This window comes from Psychrobacter sp. 1Y4 (assembly GCF_051847555.1).
On record NZ_JBPYDE010000002.1, the window covers coordinates 150,223 to 168,704 of the forward strand.

The window sequence follows — 18,482 nt, forward strand, 5'->3', positions numbered from 1 at the left end:
TATTGACCCTTATGTTTTTGATACTATTTTTATTAAGTGGCGAGCTATATTCGTTACTGATAAAAACAACCGAGGTAGCTATTTATGGCACGAGTAACGATTGAAGATTGCTTAGAGAATGTTGATAATCGCTTTGAATTGGTATTGGTTGCCAGCAAACGTGCTCGTCAGCTTGCAAAAGGCATTGCCGAGCCGTTAGTAGAAGTCGACAACGATAAGCCGACTGTATTGGCATTGCGTGAAATTGCCGCTGGTAAGATTACTCGCGATATCCTAAATCAGCCAGAGCACAACTTTGCCACAAGCTCACTAGATTTAGCCTTGTCAGGCGATCATAGCTTCTAGCGTGATATAGTCTTGTTTTTGTTTGAGCGGTCGCCATATATTCTATATGACAGCTTAGATAAAAACACTACAACATAGATTGCAGTAATAAAAACCACAGTGTCATGCTGTGGTTTTTGCCGTTTATATCTGCTGTATTTTTCTAAACGATTGTTAATCATTTATGTTCACGGACAGCTTATATCAATGATTGTAGTTTTAAGATATTTAAAGTGTCTATGCGCTTAGTAGTTGACATTTAACGCAATTTACGATTAATTAGAGGGTGGCGTCGCAGTAATAAAAATAGAAAGACTTTGTAGCTGAGCTATCTTTACAAGCATAATTTTCATGGCGACAACCGTACAACTCATATCCATATAGAATTAGCATTAGCATTAGCATTAAGCCATCAGATGTATAAAAACTGGTTGAGTAATAATTCCCAGTCATGTCACGAACAATAGGATCGCCACTCTATGAGCCAAACCTTACCCAAACTCAGTCACCATCTGGTTGATGAAGCTCAGTATAACTTACTGCGTTCGGTTGGGTATTTATGTGCAGCCGAGCGTCGCGACATTATAGATGCTTGTGCCTTTGGTGATGTTGCGCACATAAAAGACCGGCGCAAATCAGGTGAGCCTTATATTACTCATCCTATAGCGGTCGCTGAAATATTGGCCGGCTTTCGGCTAGATCGAGATACGATCATCGCAGCAATCTTGCATGATACGGTCGAAGATACAGAGGTTAGTGATGAGCAGATTGAACAGCGCTATGGCAAAATTGTCGCAAGACTGGTCGATGGCGTCACCAAGCTCAAATCCTCTACTCACAACAAGCAGCAAAACAAAGCCGCTACTTTTCACAAAATCCTCACTGCAACTTTAAATGATCCACGCGTGCTAATCATTAAGCTTGCCGATCGTCTGCACAATATGTCAACGCTTGATGCGGTTCGTCCTGAAAAGCAGCGCGCTACCGCCCAAGAGACCTTGGATTTTTATGTGCCATTTGCACGCTTGATGGGTCTCAACGATATTGCTGATTACATTGAAGTCTTGTGTTATCGCAATCTTAACTCTGATATGTACAACAAGTTATCTGACAAACTGTTGCAGCATGGTCTTGGACGTAATTTTCAAAGAGAAGCTATTCATCGTTATCTGACCATAGTTCTTAATAACTTGGGGCTTGGTGGTCATGTAAAGGTGTTAGATAATCGCGTGGCTATATATCGACAGTTCTTCCGTAATCGCGGTGAAATCAATGCCCTACTTCGCCATTATGCATTTGAGATTGTGCTGGATAATATTGAAGCTTGTGACAAGCTGGCATATTATTTGATTAAAAAGTATCAAATCGATGACTCACATATTGAAGACAATATTCGCAGACCTCTGCCCGGCGGCAATCAGTCGCTCACCCTGATTTATGAACGTGATAACGATTTTGTGAAAGTCACTATCTTGACCAAACAGATGCAAAATGCAGCCAGGCTTGGGGTTATCGGTGCAGAACATGCGTCTGACGTGAGTCAATCCGTCATTCAAGCTTCATTACGCAATATGAAAGACTTGGTTGATGAGGATACTTTAGATGAGAACAGCCCTGACTTCACCGCGGCCGTCTCTACCATTAACGAGCTGATGGACTATCTGCATTCTAGCAAAATCATCTGTTATAGTCCGCAGGGACGTGCTTATGAGTTACCACAGGGGGCAACAGCGCTAGACTTCGCTTACGCTGTCGGGCCTATGGTCGGTAACGTAGCGGTTGGGGCCAATATTGAGGGTAAAAAAGCCAAGCTGGGTACGGTAGTCAAAAACGGCCAATTGGTCGAAATCGAAGTCAATAGTCACTCAGAGCCAAAAGCTGAATGGCTTGGGTTTGTCGTGACCAACAAAGCCCGTGAAGAGATTTTACGGTGGTTTAAAGACTTATCAGCGGCTGATAAACAGCATCATGGGCAGCAAGCTTTGGATCGCGCATTAAAGACCTACCAAAAGAACCTCGACGACTTGACGGATAATGATTGGCAAAATCTTATCGAATGGCGCGGCTTACCAGAGAAAAGCGCGCTTTTTGAACAAATAAGCTCTGGCACCTTGCTACCACAGCTTGTAGTGTCACGTTTGTTCAGTGATGAAGTCAGCAATTTACAGGCTCAACGACCCCACAATGGTATGGTACAACCGCAGCAACTGATTGCAAATGCCACCGGTGTTGAGATTGATTTTGCCAATTGTTGTCATCCTATCTATGGTGACCCTATCGTTGGACATCTCTCACGTCATGGCTTGGTTGTTCATCGTCATAAGTGCTTCTCGCTTGATGATATCCGTAAAGACAATCCTTATCAGGTCATACAGTTACGCTGGCGTAGTGATAAAGCGATCAAACAAAGTGAAGAAGATGAGCAAAATGGAAAGATTCGTTTTCCAGCTTACCTAAAACTGTCGATTGCCCTTAGCGATGAACAAATCAGTGAAGTTATCTACCACTTGCGTCAGCTTAATATCGGCGTCGAAACTGTCGATGTACGTAGCAGCGACACCATCGTTCACGTCATTGTCCGTAGCCGTGATCATTTGGCGCAAGGTATTCGTGAACTGCGCTCTTTACTCGGCTTTCCTAATATCGTACGCCTATATCAGCTATAAGCGTACAAGCGCGCGTTACTCTTTGTATGAATTTAAAAAAATCCAAAATAGTGCTAGACTCTCCTGCTAACTTTTAGCAAAAACTCTTGCAAACTAAACCAGTAAAAATAAGACAAGGATACAACATGAGCCGTCAAACCATCCAAACTGATAAAGCGCCAGCAGCTGTTGGTACCTATTCACAAGCCGTAAAAGTTGGTAATACCGTATATATCTCAGGCCAGCTTGGTTTTGACCCTGAAACGATGGAATTACGTGACGGATTTGAAGCGCAAGCCAAGCAAGTATTTGCTAACCTAAAGGCCGTTTGTGAAGCTGCTGGTGGTAGCTTAAGCGATGTGGTGAAGTTTAACGTATCCTTGACTGACTTAAGTGACTTTGCTGTTTTAAATGAGGTCTTTGTCGAAAACTTAAGCGAGCCGTACCCAGCTCGTGCTGCCGTACAGGTTGCTGCGCTACCAAAGGGTGGCGTCGTTGAGATTGAAGCCATTTTATATATTGAATAAACTGCTATATTGTTTTACTTGACTCTCAAATGATTCAATCAAAAAATATACTTTTTAAAAGATAACTATAGAGTAAGCCCAAATATGTTTATTTGGGCTTATTGCTATCTCTCTTTTTAATGCAATAATCTAAATAGCTAAAAGCTACATATCTAAAAATTTAATCTAAAAGCTATATATCAAAAAGCTAAGGGTGCATTTTATGTTGGTACAAGTTGCTCTACCCGTGCCCCTTTATCGGGTATTTGACTATAGCGTATCAACTGATAACAACATCTCATCAAACGTCTCTTTACCTCAGATTGGTAGCCGTGTCGAGGTATCATTCGGTCGTCAAACCCTAATCGGTATTGTAATTGCTCATATCGCTAGAGCCGATAGCAATGTACCTAGCGGTAAGCTTAAACCTATTAATAAATGCTTAGATGCTGAGCCTATTTTAAATGCCAGTATGTTAAAACTTGCCTATTGGCTTGCGCGTTATTACCACTATCCGCTCGGTGATGTTCTAGCCGTTATCTTGCCAAGCCTAGTGCGCAAAGGCAAGCCGTTGGACTTACTGATTACACATTGGCGAATTTTGCCGCATGTAAGCGACGATGACTTTCATGCCAATGCAAAAAAACAAAAGCAGCAGTTTGATATGCTCAAACTACATGGCGCGCGCGGTGCTAGTGAAGATGTACTGTTATTAGAAGGTATGGAGCGCGCCTTTTTAAAGACTTTAGAAGAAAAAGGTCTGATTGAGCGCTATATTGAGCCAAAACAAGTGCCGTCTCCTGTCACGTTAGCGAAAATGCCCCTTGATCTAAACGAAGAACAGCAGCAGGCGGTCAGCGCTATCATCGCTACTCATCAAGCTCAGCGCTACACAGGTTTTTTATTAAATGGCATTACTGGCAGTGGTAAGACCGAAGTTTACTTGCAAACGATGCAAGCGGTACTTGAAGCTGGCAAGCAAGTTTTGATTTTGGTGCCAGAAATTGGCTTAACACCGCAGACGCGCGCCCGTTTTGCCAGTCGGTTTGCCGCTCATATTGTGTTGTTGCATTCTGGTATGAACAATACTCACCGCTTGCAAGGCTGGCAAGACTGCCGCACAGGACACGCTCAAATCATCATCGGCACGCGATCAGCAGTGCTCTACCCTTTTGCTAACTTGGGGCTGATCGTCGTTGATGAGGCCCATGACGGCTCGTATAAACAACAAGATACACTGCGTTACCATGCTGCTGACGTCGCACTCTACCGCGGTGTACAATACAATATCCCAGTCATACTTGGTACCGCTACTCCTTCTCTTGAACATCTAAAACTGGTCGATGATGACAAACTGGTAGAGTACCAGTTACGGACACGGCCAGGTAATGCCAAACCTGCGCCCATGCAGCTTATTGATGCGCGCTTGCAAAGTACCCATCAGCAGACGACGGACGATGGCGCACGCTACGATACAGGACTGACAGACGCCATGATTGGGGCAATACGACAAACGCTAGAGGCTGGCGATCAAGTGTTGGTGTTCCTAAACCGGCGCGGCTATGCACCTGTCTTATTATGCGAAGCTTGCGGCTGGCAAGCAGATTGTCCGCGCTGCGATGCCCATCTGACCGTTCATTACAATAGTCAGTCTCAATATAGCTCATATCTAAAATGCCACCACTGTGACTGGCAAGCTTATATTCCAACCATTTGCCCTGATTGTGGCAGTCAAAACTTGGATGCCAAAGGTATAGGTACGACAAGGCTAAGCGAAAATTTGCACGCGATTTTTGCCAACCCGCAAACCAGCAAAGAGCTGTACCCTATTATTCAAATCGATCGTGATACTACACGGCGCAAAGACAGCTGGGAAAATATTTATCAGCGTATCAATCAAGGCAATCCTGCTATATTGGTTGGCACGCAAATGGTCGCCAAAGGTCATCATTTTCCAAACGTTACCTTGGTTTGCTTACCCAATGCCGATCGCGGCTTTTTGTCTGCGGACTTTCGCTCGCCTGAGCATACAGCGCAGTTAATGATTCAGGTAGCAGGACGGTCAGGACGTGGCAATAAAGCAGGACGCGTGCTGATTCAAACATTGCAACCAGACAACGATTTGCTATTAAAACTGGTAAAAGACGGTTATTTATCATTTGCGCGTGAACTGTTGCAAGAGCGCAAAATGATGGGATTGCCGCCTTATACCCATGCCGCGTTGATTCGCTGCGAAGGAAAAACTCTCGTCAGCACCAGGCAAGCACTCAAAGATGCCATATCTATTCTTCCAAATGCACACAACTTGGCAGTATTAGGCCCCATCGATGCACCTATGAGTAAAAAAAATAGTCGCTACCATGCGCAGCTGTTATTACTTGCCAAAGAGCGCCAGCAGCTCCACCATGTATTAAGTCACTGGTGGCAACCAGTACTGGCGCTACCCAGCGCTAAATACCTAAAACTGACTTTAGATATTGATCCCATTGGCTGGTAGGCTTACACCTCAAACTTATCACAGTTTACTCTTATTATTCTTAGGCTACTAAACGTATAGTCAATTCAAAATAACATGATTATAAATGGTTATAAATTGAAGAGTGCTACTGGAATGAATTTTGCGCAGCCTCTGTGATAACAGCACGCAAGGAAAATTTATACCAGTAGCACTATGTCATTTTTACAGTGAATCGACTATAGCTTACTGGCTTCATTTTTACCTCGTCGTTACAGCTTCTAATACCCGACTATGTTAGATTTATTATCAGTCATCAGAGTTATTTGTTATAAATTTTAATAAGTTTGAGTATCGTTATGAGTCAAGAAAATCCCAATCATAAGCAAAAAAAGCACTTGCCTCCAAGTGAGCATATTGATGTGTATAAAAAGGACGATAGTAACTATACTCCTAACAATCAAGACACCCATGATCATGATGAACATTTAGAGCAGACTACCGCACCGCGAGATACCAAAGGCTATCAGCGCACATTACTTATTAGCTTTATCATTATTACTGGTTACATGTTTATCGAAGCAATCGGTGGGTTGCTGACTGGAAGTTTGGCGCTATTGTCCGATGCAGGACACATGCTCAGCGATGCCATCGCCCTTGGTGCGACCTTGATGGCATTTAAAATCGGCGAAAAAACAGCCACGCATCAAAAGACCTTTGGGTATAAACGCTTTGAGATTATCGTAGCCACAGTTAATGGTGCGACGCTGGTGATTATCGCCTTGATGATTTTTTATGAAGCGATCAAACGCTTTAACTCGCCGCCAGAGATTGCCACCCAAGGTATGCTTATCGTCGCAACCATCGGTATGCTAGTCAATATCTTAGTCGCTTGGCTGATGCATCGTGGTAGTAGCAGTGGCGATGGGCACGCTCATGATCACAGCCATGGATCAAATAAAGATAAAGCAAATAAGGACATGGTAAAAGTCGAAAGCTCTGACACAAAAGAGCCTGTTAATCTCAATATGCAAAGTGCTTACTTGCATGTACTAAGTGATTTAATGGGATCCGTTGCTGCTATTGTTGCCGCGCTATTAATGATGGGATTTGGTTGGGTTTGGGCGGATGCAGCAGCGTCTGTCATTGTCGCCATACTTATCTTAGTAAGTGGCTACCGCGTCGTACGTGATTCGGTACATATCTTAATGGAAGGCACACCAAAAGGCATCTCACTTGTCGATGTTGAAGACAAACTGCTTGCCCATCCACAAGTAAAACAAGTCCATGACCTACATGTCTGGAGCATCACCAGCGGGCTAAATGCGCTATCTTGCCATGTAATGGTCGATGGAGATATGAGAATTTCGGATGCCAGCGTATTGATTGCCAATCTTGAACAAGGTTTGTTAGCGATTGGTATACATCATGCTACCATTCAGGTTGAAAGCTTATCGCACCCGCAGACCAAAACCCATAGCGATGCGCTGGTTTGTGATGTCTCAGAACGTCCTATAGATAGTAATAGTCATATTGGGCATAGTCATTAACAATAAGTCTTGAGCATTGCCGTGATTTATTTCATTCAATAATAAAGAACTTCTTCGTTTATTACTTATGTTCAGATTAATTCGGTAGTTTTTCTCAAAACCTTAGTTGTACAATTTAAAAAGATAAGCTTTAAAGGGGGTTATATGGTTATAATAACGATATAAATCCTCTATTTATCATACCGATTGACTTTGGTAAGCAGACTTATTAGTATTTTTTTAACCTACTTATTGACGATATAATCCTATGTCTAGACGCTCAGCGCCCTTTGTCGCCCCAGACTATATTGACAACCCTACGTCAAAAGATGGCAAAAAACACGCCAAGGTTTTGCTATCAACCCTGCAAGAAGACATTGCTAAGTTTCGTGACGAGCAGTTTCCGCCTGACATTTTACGTCAAATTCGCGACATGCCCATCTATGAAGGCAACTTAGCAGAAGTCCAAGCATACCAACAACGTTGGCAAACTTTGCTTGAGCGTGCGATGGCGTTTTATCCTGCAGCCAACCTACCACCCGACTATCTACCACTGCCAGCCAGCCTTGAGATTCCCCAGTTTATCTATCATGTTCAGCGCCTACATCTCACTAAAACTCATGCCAAGGAGTCTAAAAGTTTTGGTTCGGTCGGCGCACTGACTGATAAATGCGGCGATTATAGTGCTGAGGATATTGCGCGTATGGCAGCAGTATTTGATAACGACGATGAGGCACGTTTAGTCGCTCACCGTGAGTTTATTGATCTGCGTGCGTATGTATTTTGCCGTGACAGAAAAGGTGAGATGTTAGAGCCTGAGCGTGTACGCTTCTATCGTACGGGGCTTATCGTTCATGCTTTGCCTGAGTTTAAAGTAATTGATAGCAGACAGACACCACGTAAACGTCGTAACGATGCCTATAGTAACCCGATAGCAGAGAATGGCGTTTGGAAGATTTATCGTAAAAAATAACTGTATTGTTTTATTTACTATGTCGTTGATTATGTTTTTAAATTGATTGCTAAGGATTTTATATGTTCGCTGCCGCTGCCGGCTCTCCAAACTTGATGCTACAAGCCACCATATTTTTGGGTGCAGCGCTGCTTTTTGTCCCTCTCGGTAAACGCTTCGGTATAGCCACTGTCCTCGGTTACTTGATTACAGGACTAATATTAGGTCCAAGCGCGCTAGATGTGGCAGGTGATGCTGAAAGCTTACTACACTTTTCTGAGTTTGGCGTGGTCATGCTGTTGTTCATCATTGGTCTTGAGCTGCAACCATCGCGTCTGTGGGCATTACGACGTTCTATATTTGTCCTTGGCGGCTTGCAAGTTGGGCTTACTGGCACATTATTAATGGTCATCTTGTATCATTTTTTCTCTTTACGATTGGATACCGCTTTTATCGTCGGCTTTGGTCTAGCCCTGTCATCTACCGCCTTTGTATTACAGATACTAACCGAAAAGCAGCAACTCTCTAGTACCCATGGTCGCGAAGCATTTACCATCTTATTATTTCAAGATATTGCCGTCATTCCATTACTAGCAGTAATTCCATTTTTGTCAGGTGTGCGCGAACAAAGCTACGATTTGATTTATTTTGCCAAAGTTTTTGCCGTCTTTGGTGGTCTTATCCTCGCTAGCCGTTATGTTATTCGACCATTTTTTAAATTTGTCGCATCTAGTGGTGCGTCAGAGCTACTGACTGCTGTGGCCTTATTTATCGTTATGGGCGTGTCTATTTTGATGGGACAAATCGGCCTATCGATGGCATTGGGGGCGTTTTTGACTGGTGTACTCTTAGCAGATTCTGAATATCGTCATGAGCTAGAAGCCAGTATTGAGCCCTTTAAAGGTTTACTGCTCGGTCTATTTTTTATGTCAGTAGGCATGCTGACTGATATTAAGCTCATCATGGCACATCCTGTATTTATCATAAGTTGTGCCGTGGCGTTAATGTTCATCAAATTCGCTGTAATTACCACTATTGCAAAGGTACTAGGCAATCGCTGGCCGACCAGTATCCGTCTTGGCGTGACCTTAGCTCAAGGTGGTGAATTTGCATTTGTATTATTTAACGTCGCTGCAACCCAAAACGTATTAGCGCCCGAAATGGAGAACACGCTAAATTTAATCGTGACCATTTCTATGGCACTCACCCCGCTTGCCTTCTTATTATTAGACAAAGTCGGTGAGCCTTTATTTGCTAAAAGTAAGCCTAGTCGCGAGCACGACACCATTCCCGATCATGAGCATCCTGTCATTATTGCAGGTTTTGGACGCGTCGGGCAGATTATCGGCCGTGTGCTACGTATGCATAATATCGAATTTACGGCCATCGAACGCTCGGCAAACCGAGTGGATTTTGTACGTAAATTTGGTAACCAAGTCTATTATGGCGACCCAAAAAACCCTGAGATTTTGCGGGCGGCTGGTATCAGTAAAGCCCGTATTTTTATTATCGCTGTTGATGATTTAGAGCGCTCTATCACCACTGCTGAGTATCTGCGCAAAAACTATCCTGATTTGGTTGTATTGGCGCGCGCCCGTGACCGTCAGCATTATTACCGTTTACGTGAGGTTGGCGTCCGTCATATCTGGCGTGAGACCTACTTGTCCTCGTTAGATATGTCACGCGAGTCCCTACAGCTGCTTGGTATATCACCTGAAAAAGCCCGCGATACGATTCAGACTTTCCGCGACTATGACGATGATTTGATTGAACGTCAGCAAGCTATCTATGATGATGAAGCAAGGATGATTGAATCAGCACAATCTGCAATGGCAGAGCTTGAAAGCTTGTTTGACGAAGATATTGGTAAAGCGCGCAAGATGGACTTAGGGGATTTTTATGAAGTACTTAAGAAACAAGCAACTCCAGTTGACGATGCCTCAAACAATGTTGCTACTGACCCCAAAGCCTAGCGGTTGTTGCAAACTTATCTAGGGTCTGCATATTATCGTTATATTACGTTCAGCTTTATACAATCTTAGCTATCAATAGTCCTAATGTGTGCATGTTCATTTTTAATTAGTTATACAGCGCTTAGGAGCCTGTTTTTCGTTAAGTGAACTTATACAGCTCCAGCTATCAGTATCTGGATTGTGGTGAAATACTAGCGTTTGATCATTTAGATAGCGTATAGGAAACTTGACGTTTTGAACGGTCGCCACGACTGCGCAGTCAGTCGCAGCTACCCCTTCTACTTGCGTAGTAACATGCATACGTACTTGCTGAGCATCGGTACTAAGTGGCAAGTTGGTCGGGCACACTCCTGTTTGCTGATAAATTAGCGCGACTCGATTTTGTGCATTTTTGGTGATGTCATACGCATCAAACAACACCTCGTTTTCTTTTTGCTTGGCAATGATTGGTAAAAACTGCACATTGATCACCATGAGCGCAAAAGCAAAGAACCCAAAGCCCAGTCCTAAACCAAATAAGCTTACCCCGCCCTCACGGCGTAGATGTGCTTGCTGTGCAGCTTCATCGCGCGGATGGTCATTGATAGCATCAGCAATCTCACGTCGCGCCATCCGGTAATAATAAGCATCGGTCCAGCGCGCCACCATAAATGACCAAAACAGCCAAATTATCCCAGCAATGCCAATACGTGTTGCCATCTGATAGGCATCTGGAATATAAGGCATCGCTACAAACTCAAACGTGACTAGCGCGATGACGATATTAAGTTGGATAAATGACCAGCCAGCCACACTATATACAAGCGCATCCATGTAACGTTTGCGATACAAGAGCCAAGGTAGAGTGATAAAAAATGCCGCCCAATGCCACTTAGGTGATAGGTATCCTTGCTGATCAAACTGTGCAAAACGCTTAAGGTAATAACCTTGCGTACGATGACCAATAAACCATTGGTCAAGCTGTTTACGTTTGAGAGGGCTCAGCTGTTCTTGATAAAACGGTGGTGGCGAATCCGTCTCAATAAATAACATAGCAGTAGGCTCTATTGACTGTTAAGGGTTTACGATTACTTGGTGTTTAGGTCGCTAAATAGCAGTGTGACGATAAATGCCCTTTATTATATGACAATAGAAAAGCAGATACGATGTACTTTAGTATAGGTCAACAAAATGATGTGGCGTCTATTAAAGCCTGCATGAAATACTTCAAACCAGATGATAGACCATCGGAAAAGACATGTATAACGGTTTAATCATAAATAAGTTAGTTGAGCATTCAAATATTGCACGTTCACACACAAGAGTATTTAACTTATAATACGCTCATACTCGCTACCCAATCGAATTTTACTGCTCCTATGAATGAACATTCTCACAACGATAGTCTCATCAAGCATGATACCGATGTATCAGCTAATACCGACACACAGACCAACGAGTCTATGACATCTGATACTGAAGCGCCTGATAACAAACATAAACGTATCGTCAATACCTTTATGAAACGCCGCACTCATATGAATAAAAATGCTGAGCTGGCCCTAACTGATCCAGAATTTACTCAGTATTTGGTCAATAATAGTTTCGGTGACGGCAATCTTGAAGGCATAAACGATCTGCGTTCATTATTTAGCGATAAGCCCAATGGCAGTGATGCGCCCCTTACCCTAGAAATTGGTTTTGGGCTGGGTGATTCGTTCATTGAGATGGCAGCGGCCGATCCTACACGTAACTTTGTTGGCGTTGAGGTACATGAGCCTGGTATTGGTAAGTGCGCTTATATGGCCGGTACGCAGAATTTAACCAATGTTAAAATCATCAATGGTGATGCCATTCAGCTACTAAAGCAGCTGCCAGAAGATCACATTGATCGTATCCAGCTTTATTTCCCTGATCCATGGCAAAAAAAGCGCCATTATAAGCGCCGTTTTGTGAGTCCTGAACGCATGGCTATTGTCACTCGTAGTTTAACGCAAGGTGGCTGGTTTCATACCGCAACTGACTGGGAGCATTATGCGTTTTGGATGGTTGATGTCCTAGACAATTTCGCTGGGCTTAGAAATCAAGCTGGTAAAGGTAATTTTACGGCGCGTCCTAGCTTTCGTCCAATGACCAAGTTTGAACGTCGTGGCCTAGAGCGCGGTCACGGCGTATGGGACTTAATATATATTAAGGACTAGATTCTTATACTTTCTTTGATGGTTTATATACAGCGGCTAATTAACTTAGCCGCTTTTTTGTAATGATTCGATTGATTCTAATGCTAAGCTTTATTGTATATTTATTCGCGATAACATCGCATTATTCTCTACGTGACTCTTAAGCACATTCTCATGATAAAAATAATGATAAAAACCCTTGCTATTTCTAGCGATTATTTTTAATAAAAGTATTTTTTACTATTTTAATATTTTGACAAATAAAGACTGTATTTGTCAGAATATGTTATGTTCTTTAGCGACGTGAAACATAGACATAAAAACAGAAAAATTAAAGCAATTTTCAAATATATTGTTCTTGAAAAAAAGGACTAGGAGGGTTAGACAACTTTTAGTATTAGCGCAAACATTGATAGCATAAGGGTTTGCTGAGTTTTCCCCATTCCCTGTGGATAAGTATGTGGATAAGTCACTACTTGACACGTATTTGACTTGATAAACTAATGGTTTAGGTAAAATTGGTTAATTTTTATACAATTTAAATAGATATATAAATCAATAACTTACATCTCAATAAAAGTAAAATTGACTTTTTATGAATTAATTTAAAAAATTTTGAATACCAATCGATGTTTCACAAACTCGACTCTGAAGCCTATTGTTTCCTGTGGACAACTCAATATTCTTGTTGACATCCTTCATTGTTAATGATTCTAATTTATCATAATAATGACAAGTTTTTCTACCCATTTAGACAATTAAATTACACTCTATCTCACACGACAGCTGTTGTCGTTTGATACCTTTCCTATCATGATGTTGCACCTAGATTTTGTTATAATCACTGCATCAACTCACACACCTACCAATCTTTTACTCTAAACTTCATTCTACTTCTATTGCTAGTATTATTTACTGTATAGTGGAACGAGATGTTTATATTGCATTTATTTAGACAACTACGATCTTAAAGATATGTTAAGACAGATGATCTAATAGGATATTTTCTGCACTTACCATTATACCTTCGAATTTTTAATTACTCTTTTATGAAAATTTATGACAAGGACTCCATTATGGACGACAACAAAGCCAAAGCACTTAAAGCGGCACTAGGTCAAATTGAAAAGCAATTTGGCAAAAATACTATCATGCATCTAGGTGATGATTCGGCAGCGCTTGATGTAGACGTTGTATCAACTGGCTCATTAGGTTTGGATATCGCTCTTGGAATTGGTGGTCTGCCTAAAGGACGTATTGTTGAGATTTATGGTCCAGAGAGCTCAGGTAAAACGACTATGACGCTGCAAGCAATTGCAGAGTGTCAAAAGCAAGGTGGTACTTGTGCTTTTATTGATGCAGAACATGCTCTTGATCCTGTCTATGCGCGCAGACTTGGCGTAAATACGGATGATCTATTGGTTTCTCAACCTGACAATGGTGAGCAAGCGCTAGAGATTACGGATATGTTGGTACGCTCAGGGGCAGTCGATATGATTGTCGTTGACTCCGTTGCTGCTTTGACACCGCGTGCAGAGATCGAAGGCGAAATGGGCGACTCTCATATGGGTTTGCAAGCACGTTTGATGAGTCAAGCTTTACGTAAGATTACCGGTAATGCCAAGCGCTCTAACTGTATGGTGGTATTTATTAACCAAATTCGTATGAAAATTGGTGTTATGTTTGGTAGCCCTGAGACTACCACAGGCGGTAATGCTCTTAAGTTTTATGCTTCAGTACGTATGGATATTCGCCGTATTGGTGCGGTCAAAAACGGTGATGAAATCATCGGTAACCAGACTCGTGTTAAAGTCATTAAGAACAAAATGGCGCCTCCATTCCGTCAGGCTGAGTTTGAAATCACCTATGGTGAAGGTACCAACCATTTAGCTGAAGTCATTGACCTAGGCGTTGAAGTTGGTGCTGTTGGTAAAGCTGGAGCATGGTATAGCTATGGCGATGAAAAAATCGGTCAAGGTAAAGCCAATTCAGTCATCTTCTTGAAGGAAAATCCTGAAATTGCTCAAGCTATTGAAGCGAAGATACGTGTCGAAAAACTTGGTGTTGTTGACAACAATGATGCATCAGACGCGGATGATGTGGATGAAAAATCAGACGCAGCGCCAGTTCAATAGTTATTGCATATATATTTTATTGATTAGCTGATTAATAGTTATGAAAATTAAAACATTAGCTGAAATTCTAGCTGAATCGCAGGCCGATTCAGCTAGTACACCTGCCTCAAAGTCAAAAACAGCCACTCAAAAATATCTGTCTAAAAATCCTGCCAAAAATAGAAGCTCTATCGTCAAGTCCAAATTTGCAAAATTCGGTCCTGAGCCTTCTTTATCAGTCAATGAGACGTTTGATGGTTTTAATGAATCTGACAACAAACTCCTACCCTCCTCTCATGGTCATACTGCTAAAACCAAATCCAAAAAGCGTAAGAAGCGTTTTCATCCAGCGGCTAACTTTGAACCTGAACCTAATACAGTACCTACCTATCAGCCGCCTAAAGCGCAAAGTATTAAAGAGATACTGGCAGAGGTTAAAAGTGATGTTCATGAAACCAATATAGACGATAAGTCTGACATAGAAGCCAAGTCAGCTGTAAATTACAGTAGTGACGATACAATTAATCATAATAACGAAGACAGCAAAGTAGATAGTCAAGCGGATAACTTACCATCTGCGTTAAAAGCCTACTTACGCACGCCTGAGCAGCGACAAGCAGATATCGATGCCATCAAAGCTGAGAGCCGCTTACGCTGGTTGGCCTTCTATTATCTCTCACGCCGCGAATATGGCAAAGCTGAGTTAAAGCAAAAGCTACTGGATAAAGAGCAGGATCCTGACAAAATCGATGCGCTGCTTGATGAGTTTGAGGAAAAAGGCTATCAAAGTGATTATCGTACGACCTTAATGCTTATTCGAGAAAGTATTCGTAAAGGTCGTGGACGTGGACGTATCAAGCAAGAGTTTTATCGAAAAAAGATAGCTATGCCTAGCAATATTGATGAGTTAATTGATATGGCTAATGCAGAGTCCGATGAATTTAGAGACTTTGTTGATGATAGTGCAGAGAGCTTGGTTGAAGGCGTGGACTGGCTAAAGCTTGCGGTAGAGGTACGTACTAAAAAATATGGAAACGATATCCCTACTGAACAAAAAGACAAGGCGCGCCAGCTGCGGTTTTTGCAGTATCGTGGATTTAAGAGCGACATCTGCTTTGCCGCGCTCAACTATACGCTAGAAACGTTAGATGATCGCTTCTAGCTAATTCTTATTGCCGTTTAAGAGTAAAGATCGTTAATTATAATCAAGCATTTTTAATAATAACCAAGCACTTTCCACCAAACCAGACCTGCGCCTATCCATATCACCAAGTTAACTACACTCATTATCGCACCAATACTCCACCACTCTCTTAGCGTCACATAGCCCGAGTTAAAGATAACTGGAGCAGTACCTGTCGCGTAATGGGTCAAGGTCATCATGATATTTCCCGCTGCTGCAAGTATCAACGCATATAACATCGGCGGTGCACCTAAGCTTAACCCTACCGCATAAAAGGCGGCGAATAGCGCGGTAATGTGAGCAGTCGTACTGGCAAAGAAATAATGGATATATAAATAAACTAGCGTCAAAATCGTTACGGCACCTACCCAGCCAAACCCAGTCGCGCCAATCATCGATTCAATATTACCCGAAAACCAGCTGATCAGTCCAAGCTCGTTAAGATAGGACGCCATCATGATAAGTGCACCGAACCAAATGATGGTATCCCAAGCAGACTTCTCTTTGAGAACGTCATCCCACGTAAGTACGCCAGTCAGTATCAAAGTCGTTAATCCAATAAAAGCTGTGGTGGTAGCGTCAACACTATAGGCTTCACCGAATATCAGAGCCGGAATGTTGGCCCACAATATCAACATCAATGCAAAGACACCGAGCATGATTTTTTCTTGGGTACTGATATCTCCCATTTCATCTAAATTATCTTTGGCGAAACCTCTAGCATTGGGGGTTGCTTTTATATCAGGCGGATAAATCATATAAATAACTAATGGCATAATTAGCAAACACAGCATCCCTGGTACAAACATCGCAACTGCCCACGTCGTCCATGACAGCTGAATATTACCGCCTGTTGCTTTATTAACTAGGTCAACGACTAAAGGGTTTGGTGCAGTAGCAGTGATGAACATACCTGAAGTGATGGGGTTGGCATGGTAATTAACCATAGCCAAATAACGACCAATTTTATTTTGCGTGCCTTCCTCTGGTGTTGAATTAAAACTTTTTGCAATGGACCTCATGATGGGATGAATAATCCCGCCACCACGGGCAGTATTAGAAGGCGTAATGGGCGCTATCATCAGCTCAGCTGCTGTTAAAGAGTAAGCCACACCGATGCTTTTTTTACCAAAAATCGAAATAAAATAATAAGCAATACGTCGACCAAGACCAGTTTTTATCAAGCCTCGTGATATCATTACCGCGATACCAATCAGCCAAATCAATGGGCTTGAATAGCTTGATAATGCATCATTGATTGCTTGCTTTGGACTATCACTCGTCACACCTGTTAATGCCACTAAGGTGACTGCAATGATAGCAATCGCTCCAATAGGCAATACCTTACCTATGATTGCCACAATAGTTGCGATAAACAATGCCAACATGTGCCAAGCTTCGGGTGTAACCCCAGTAGGCACTGGAATGACGAACCAAATTATCAGACCAACTAAGACGGCAATAGCAGCTTGAATAGGCTTAAATGGCATTACTGACTCAACCTTATTAAACTTTTTGAGATTAGTGATATATTATTTATTAGCTCTGTAGCTTTGACAATTCGTACTTATAAAGTTATGACTGCAATGGAACTATATGGTGAAGCAGCTCTCAACTAATTATATAGCTATCATATAACGACTAGACCAGTACTGCTTTATTGCTCACCTTTTTTAACATAACTCTTTAAAGCCTGATAGTTTAAAGCCTGATAGTTTAAAAACTAATGGTGCTATGATTTTCTGATTATTAAACATAAAAAAGAGCACATTATTAAATGTACTCTTTTTTAGACTAAAACATGGCGTATTAAAACTGGAAAATACTTGTCTTATTTCAACGTGCCAAGACGACTAGATAATTGGCTAACAATCTGGTCTATCTCTTGATTGGCCTCTGATTCATTATCTAAGTTGCCATGCGGTGTTAATTGATTAAAAACCTCTGGTAACAGCTCAGCCAGACCTTGACGTACTTCTACATCATTAGCACCAGTATGCGCAGCGACTTGTTGAATTTCTTTTTCATCAAATAAACGATTGATGTCATTAGGGTCTAAATTATCATTAAGCTCGTGGTTACTCATCCAAGAGCGCGCTTGGTTGTCATAACCCATACCTGTAACTTTAGATAGCGCGCCACTAAGTCCACCATTACGTTGAATCCAGCTAAGCACCATAGGCATAAGAGCTGCAACTAACATACCCTTACCACCAAAGCCGCCTCTAGTACGCTGACCGCCTAACACACCACCTAATATATCACCCAGCCCACCTGCACCAGAAGTGATACCGCCGCGCTGACCACCACCAGTCAAGCCGCCTAAGATATCATCTAAACCCAAACCATTATCTGACTGACGGTCATATTGTTGCGGATTATACTCACGTGTTTGGTTGCGACTACCCGTTAATACGCCGCCCAAAATATCGCCAAGACCACCGGTACGGCGCGGATTAATGTTTTGATTAACTGGATTACGTTTAGAATCTTCTGGATCCATTGCGCTGCGAGCAACTTGTGTAATTAAATTTCCTAATAAACTCATAATATTTACCTCTCCTTATTTTAATCATATTGTCGTACATGACATCATAACTATTTATAGTATGGATAGTCTTGTTAGACAATATAACAAACCG

13 protein-coding genes are annotated in these 18,482 nt (G+C 42.1%); 10 read left to right on the top strand and 3 right to left on the bottom strand.

Annotated features, from left to right (window positions below):
* The first annotated feature begins 84 nt into the window (after nucleotides 1–84).
* The 7 genes from rpoZ to ACS8FC_RS02135 all read left to right on the top strand — a co-directional run bounded on the left by rpoZ (nucleotide 85) and on the right by ACS8FC_RS02135 (nucleotide 10,384).
* Nucleotides 85–345, top strand: a complete 261-nt coding sequence (gene rpoZ / locus ACS8FC_RS02105) for a DNA-directed RNA polymerase subunit omega (protein WP_058369370.1) — start codon at nucleotides 85–87, stop codon at nucleotides 343–345.
* Between the two features lie 458 nt (nucleotides 346–803).
* Entirely contained in the window at nucleotides 804–2,990 is a 2,187-nt protein-coding gene (locus ACS8FC_RS02110; protein WP_439295729.1) for a RelA/SpoT family protein, read from the top strand.
* Between the two features lie 125 nt (nucleotides 2,991–3,115).
* The gene (locus tag ACS8FC_RS02115) at nucleotides 3,116–3,496 is read left to right on the top strand and encodes a RidA family protein (protein ID WP_299217568.1); all 381 of its coding nucleotides are present in this window, start codon (nucleotides 3,116–3,118) and stop codon (nucleotides 3,494–3,496) included.
* A gap of 202 nt (nucleotides 3,497–3,698) precedes the next feature.
* Entirely contained in the window at nucleotides 3,699–5,972 is a 2,274-nt protein-coding gene (locus ACS8FC_RS02120; protein WP_439295730.1) for a primosomal protein N', read from the top strand.
* 317 nt (nucleotides 5,973–6,289) lie between these two features.
* Entirely contained in the window at nucleotides 6,290–7,480 is a 1,191-nt protein-coding gene (locus tag ACS8FC_RS02125; RefSeq protein ID WP_439295731.1) for a cation diffusion facilitator family transporter, read from the top strand.
* A gap of 247 nt (nucleotides 7,481–7,727) precedes the next feature.
* Nucleotides 7,728–8,432 carry a hypothetical protein gene (locus ACS8FC_RS02130; RefSeq protein ID WP_439295732.1) on the top strand — a complete coding sequence of 235 codons (705 nt, stop codon included), beginning with the start codon at nucleotides 7,728–7,730 and terminating at the stop codon, nucleotides 8,430–8,432.
* Nucleotides 8,433–8,494: 62 nt separating this feature from the next.
* The gene (locus ACS8FC_RS02135; protein ID WP_439261870.1) at nucleotides 8,495–10,384 is read left to right on the top strand and encodes a monovalent cation:proton antiporter-2 (CPA2) family protein; all 1,890 of its coding nucleotides are present in this window, start codon (nucleotides 8,495–8,497) and stop codon (nucleotides 10,382–10,384) included.
* A gap of 102 nt (nucleotides 10,385–10,486) precedes the next feature.
* Here ACS8FC_RS02135 and ACS8FC_RS02140 read toward each other — a convergent pair whose 3' ends face one another.
* Complete coding sequence (locus tag ACS8FC_RS02140; RefSeq protein ID WP_439261872.1) at nucleotides 10,487–11,416, bottom strand: DUF2628 domain-containing protein; 930 nt, start codon at nucleotides 11,414–11,416, stop codon at nucleotides 10,487–10,489.
* A gap of 410 nt (nucleotides 11,417–11,826) precedes the next feature.
* Between ACS8FC_RS02140 and trmB the strand changes: the two genes are divergently transcribed.
* The 3 genes from trmB to ACS8FC_RS02155 all read left to right on the top strand — a co-directional run bounded on the left by trmB (nucleotide 11,827) and on the right by ACS8FC_RS02155 (nucleotide 15,819).
* Nucleotides 11,827–12,564, top strand: a complete 738-nt coding sequence (trmB, locus tag ACS8FC_RS02145; protein ID WP_439262136.1) for a tRNA (guanosine(46)-N7)-methyltransferase TrmB — start codon at nucleotides 11,827–11,829, stop codon at nucleotides 12,562–12,564.
* Nucleotides 12,565–13,619: 1,055 nt separating this feature from the next.
* Nucleotides 13,620–14,678 carry a recombinase RecA gene (gene recA / locus ACS8FC_RS02150; protein ID WP_439261873.1) on the top strand — a complete coding sequence of 353 codons (1,059 nt, stop codon included), beginning with the start codon at nucleotides 13,620–13,622 and terminating at the stop codon, nucleotides 14,676–14,678.
* Nucleotides 14,679–14,718: 40 nt separating this feature from the next.
* The gene (locus ACS8FC_RS02155) at nucleotides 14,719–15,819 is read left to right on the top strand and encodes a regulatory protein RecX (RefSeq protein ID WP_439295733.1); all 1,101 of its coding nucleotides are present in this window, start codon (nucleotides 14,719–14,721) and stop codon (nucleotides 15,817–15,819) included.
* 53 nt (nucleotides 15,820–15,872) lie between these two features.
* On the opposite strand, the gene ACS8FC_RS02160 is transcribed toward ACS8FC_RS02155, so the two are convergent.
* The gene (locus tag ACS8FC_RS02160) at nucleotides 15,873–17,330 is read right to left on the bottom strand and encodes an anion permease (protein WP_439295734.1); all 1,458 of its coding nucleotides are present in this window, start codon (nucleotides 17,328–17,330) and stop codon (nucleotides 15,873–15,875) included.
* A gap of 341 nt (nucleotides 17,331–17,671) precedes the next feature.
* The gene (locus ACS8FC_RS02165) at nucleotides 17,672–18,388 is read right to left on the bottom strand and encodes a YidB family protein (protein WP_439261877.1); all 717 of its coding nucleotides are present in this window, start codon (nucleotides 18,386–18,388) and stop codon (nucleotides 17,672–17,674) included.
* Nucleotides 18,389–18,482 lie beyond the last annotated feature (94 nt).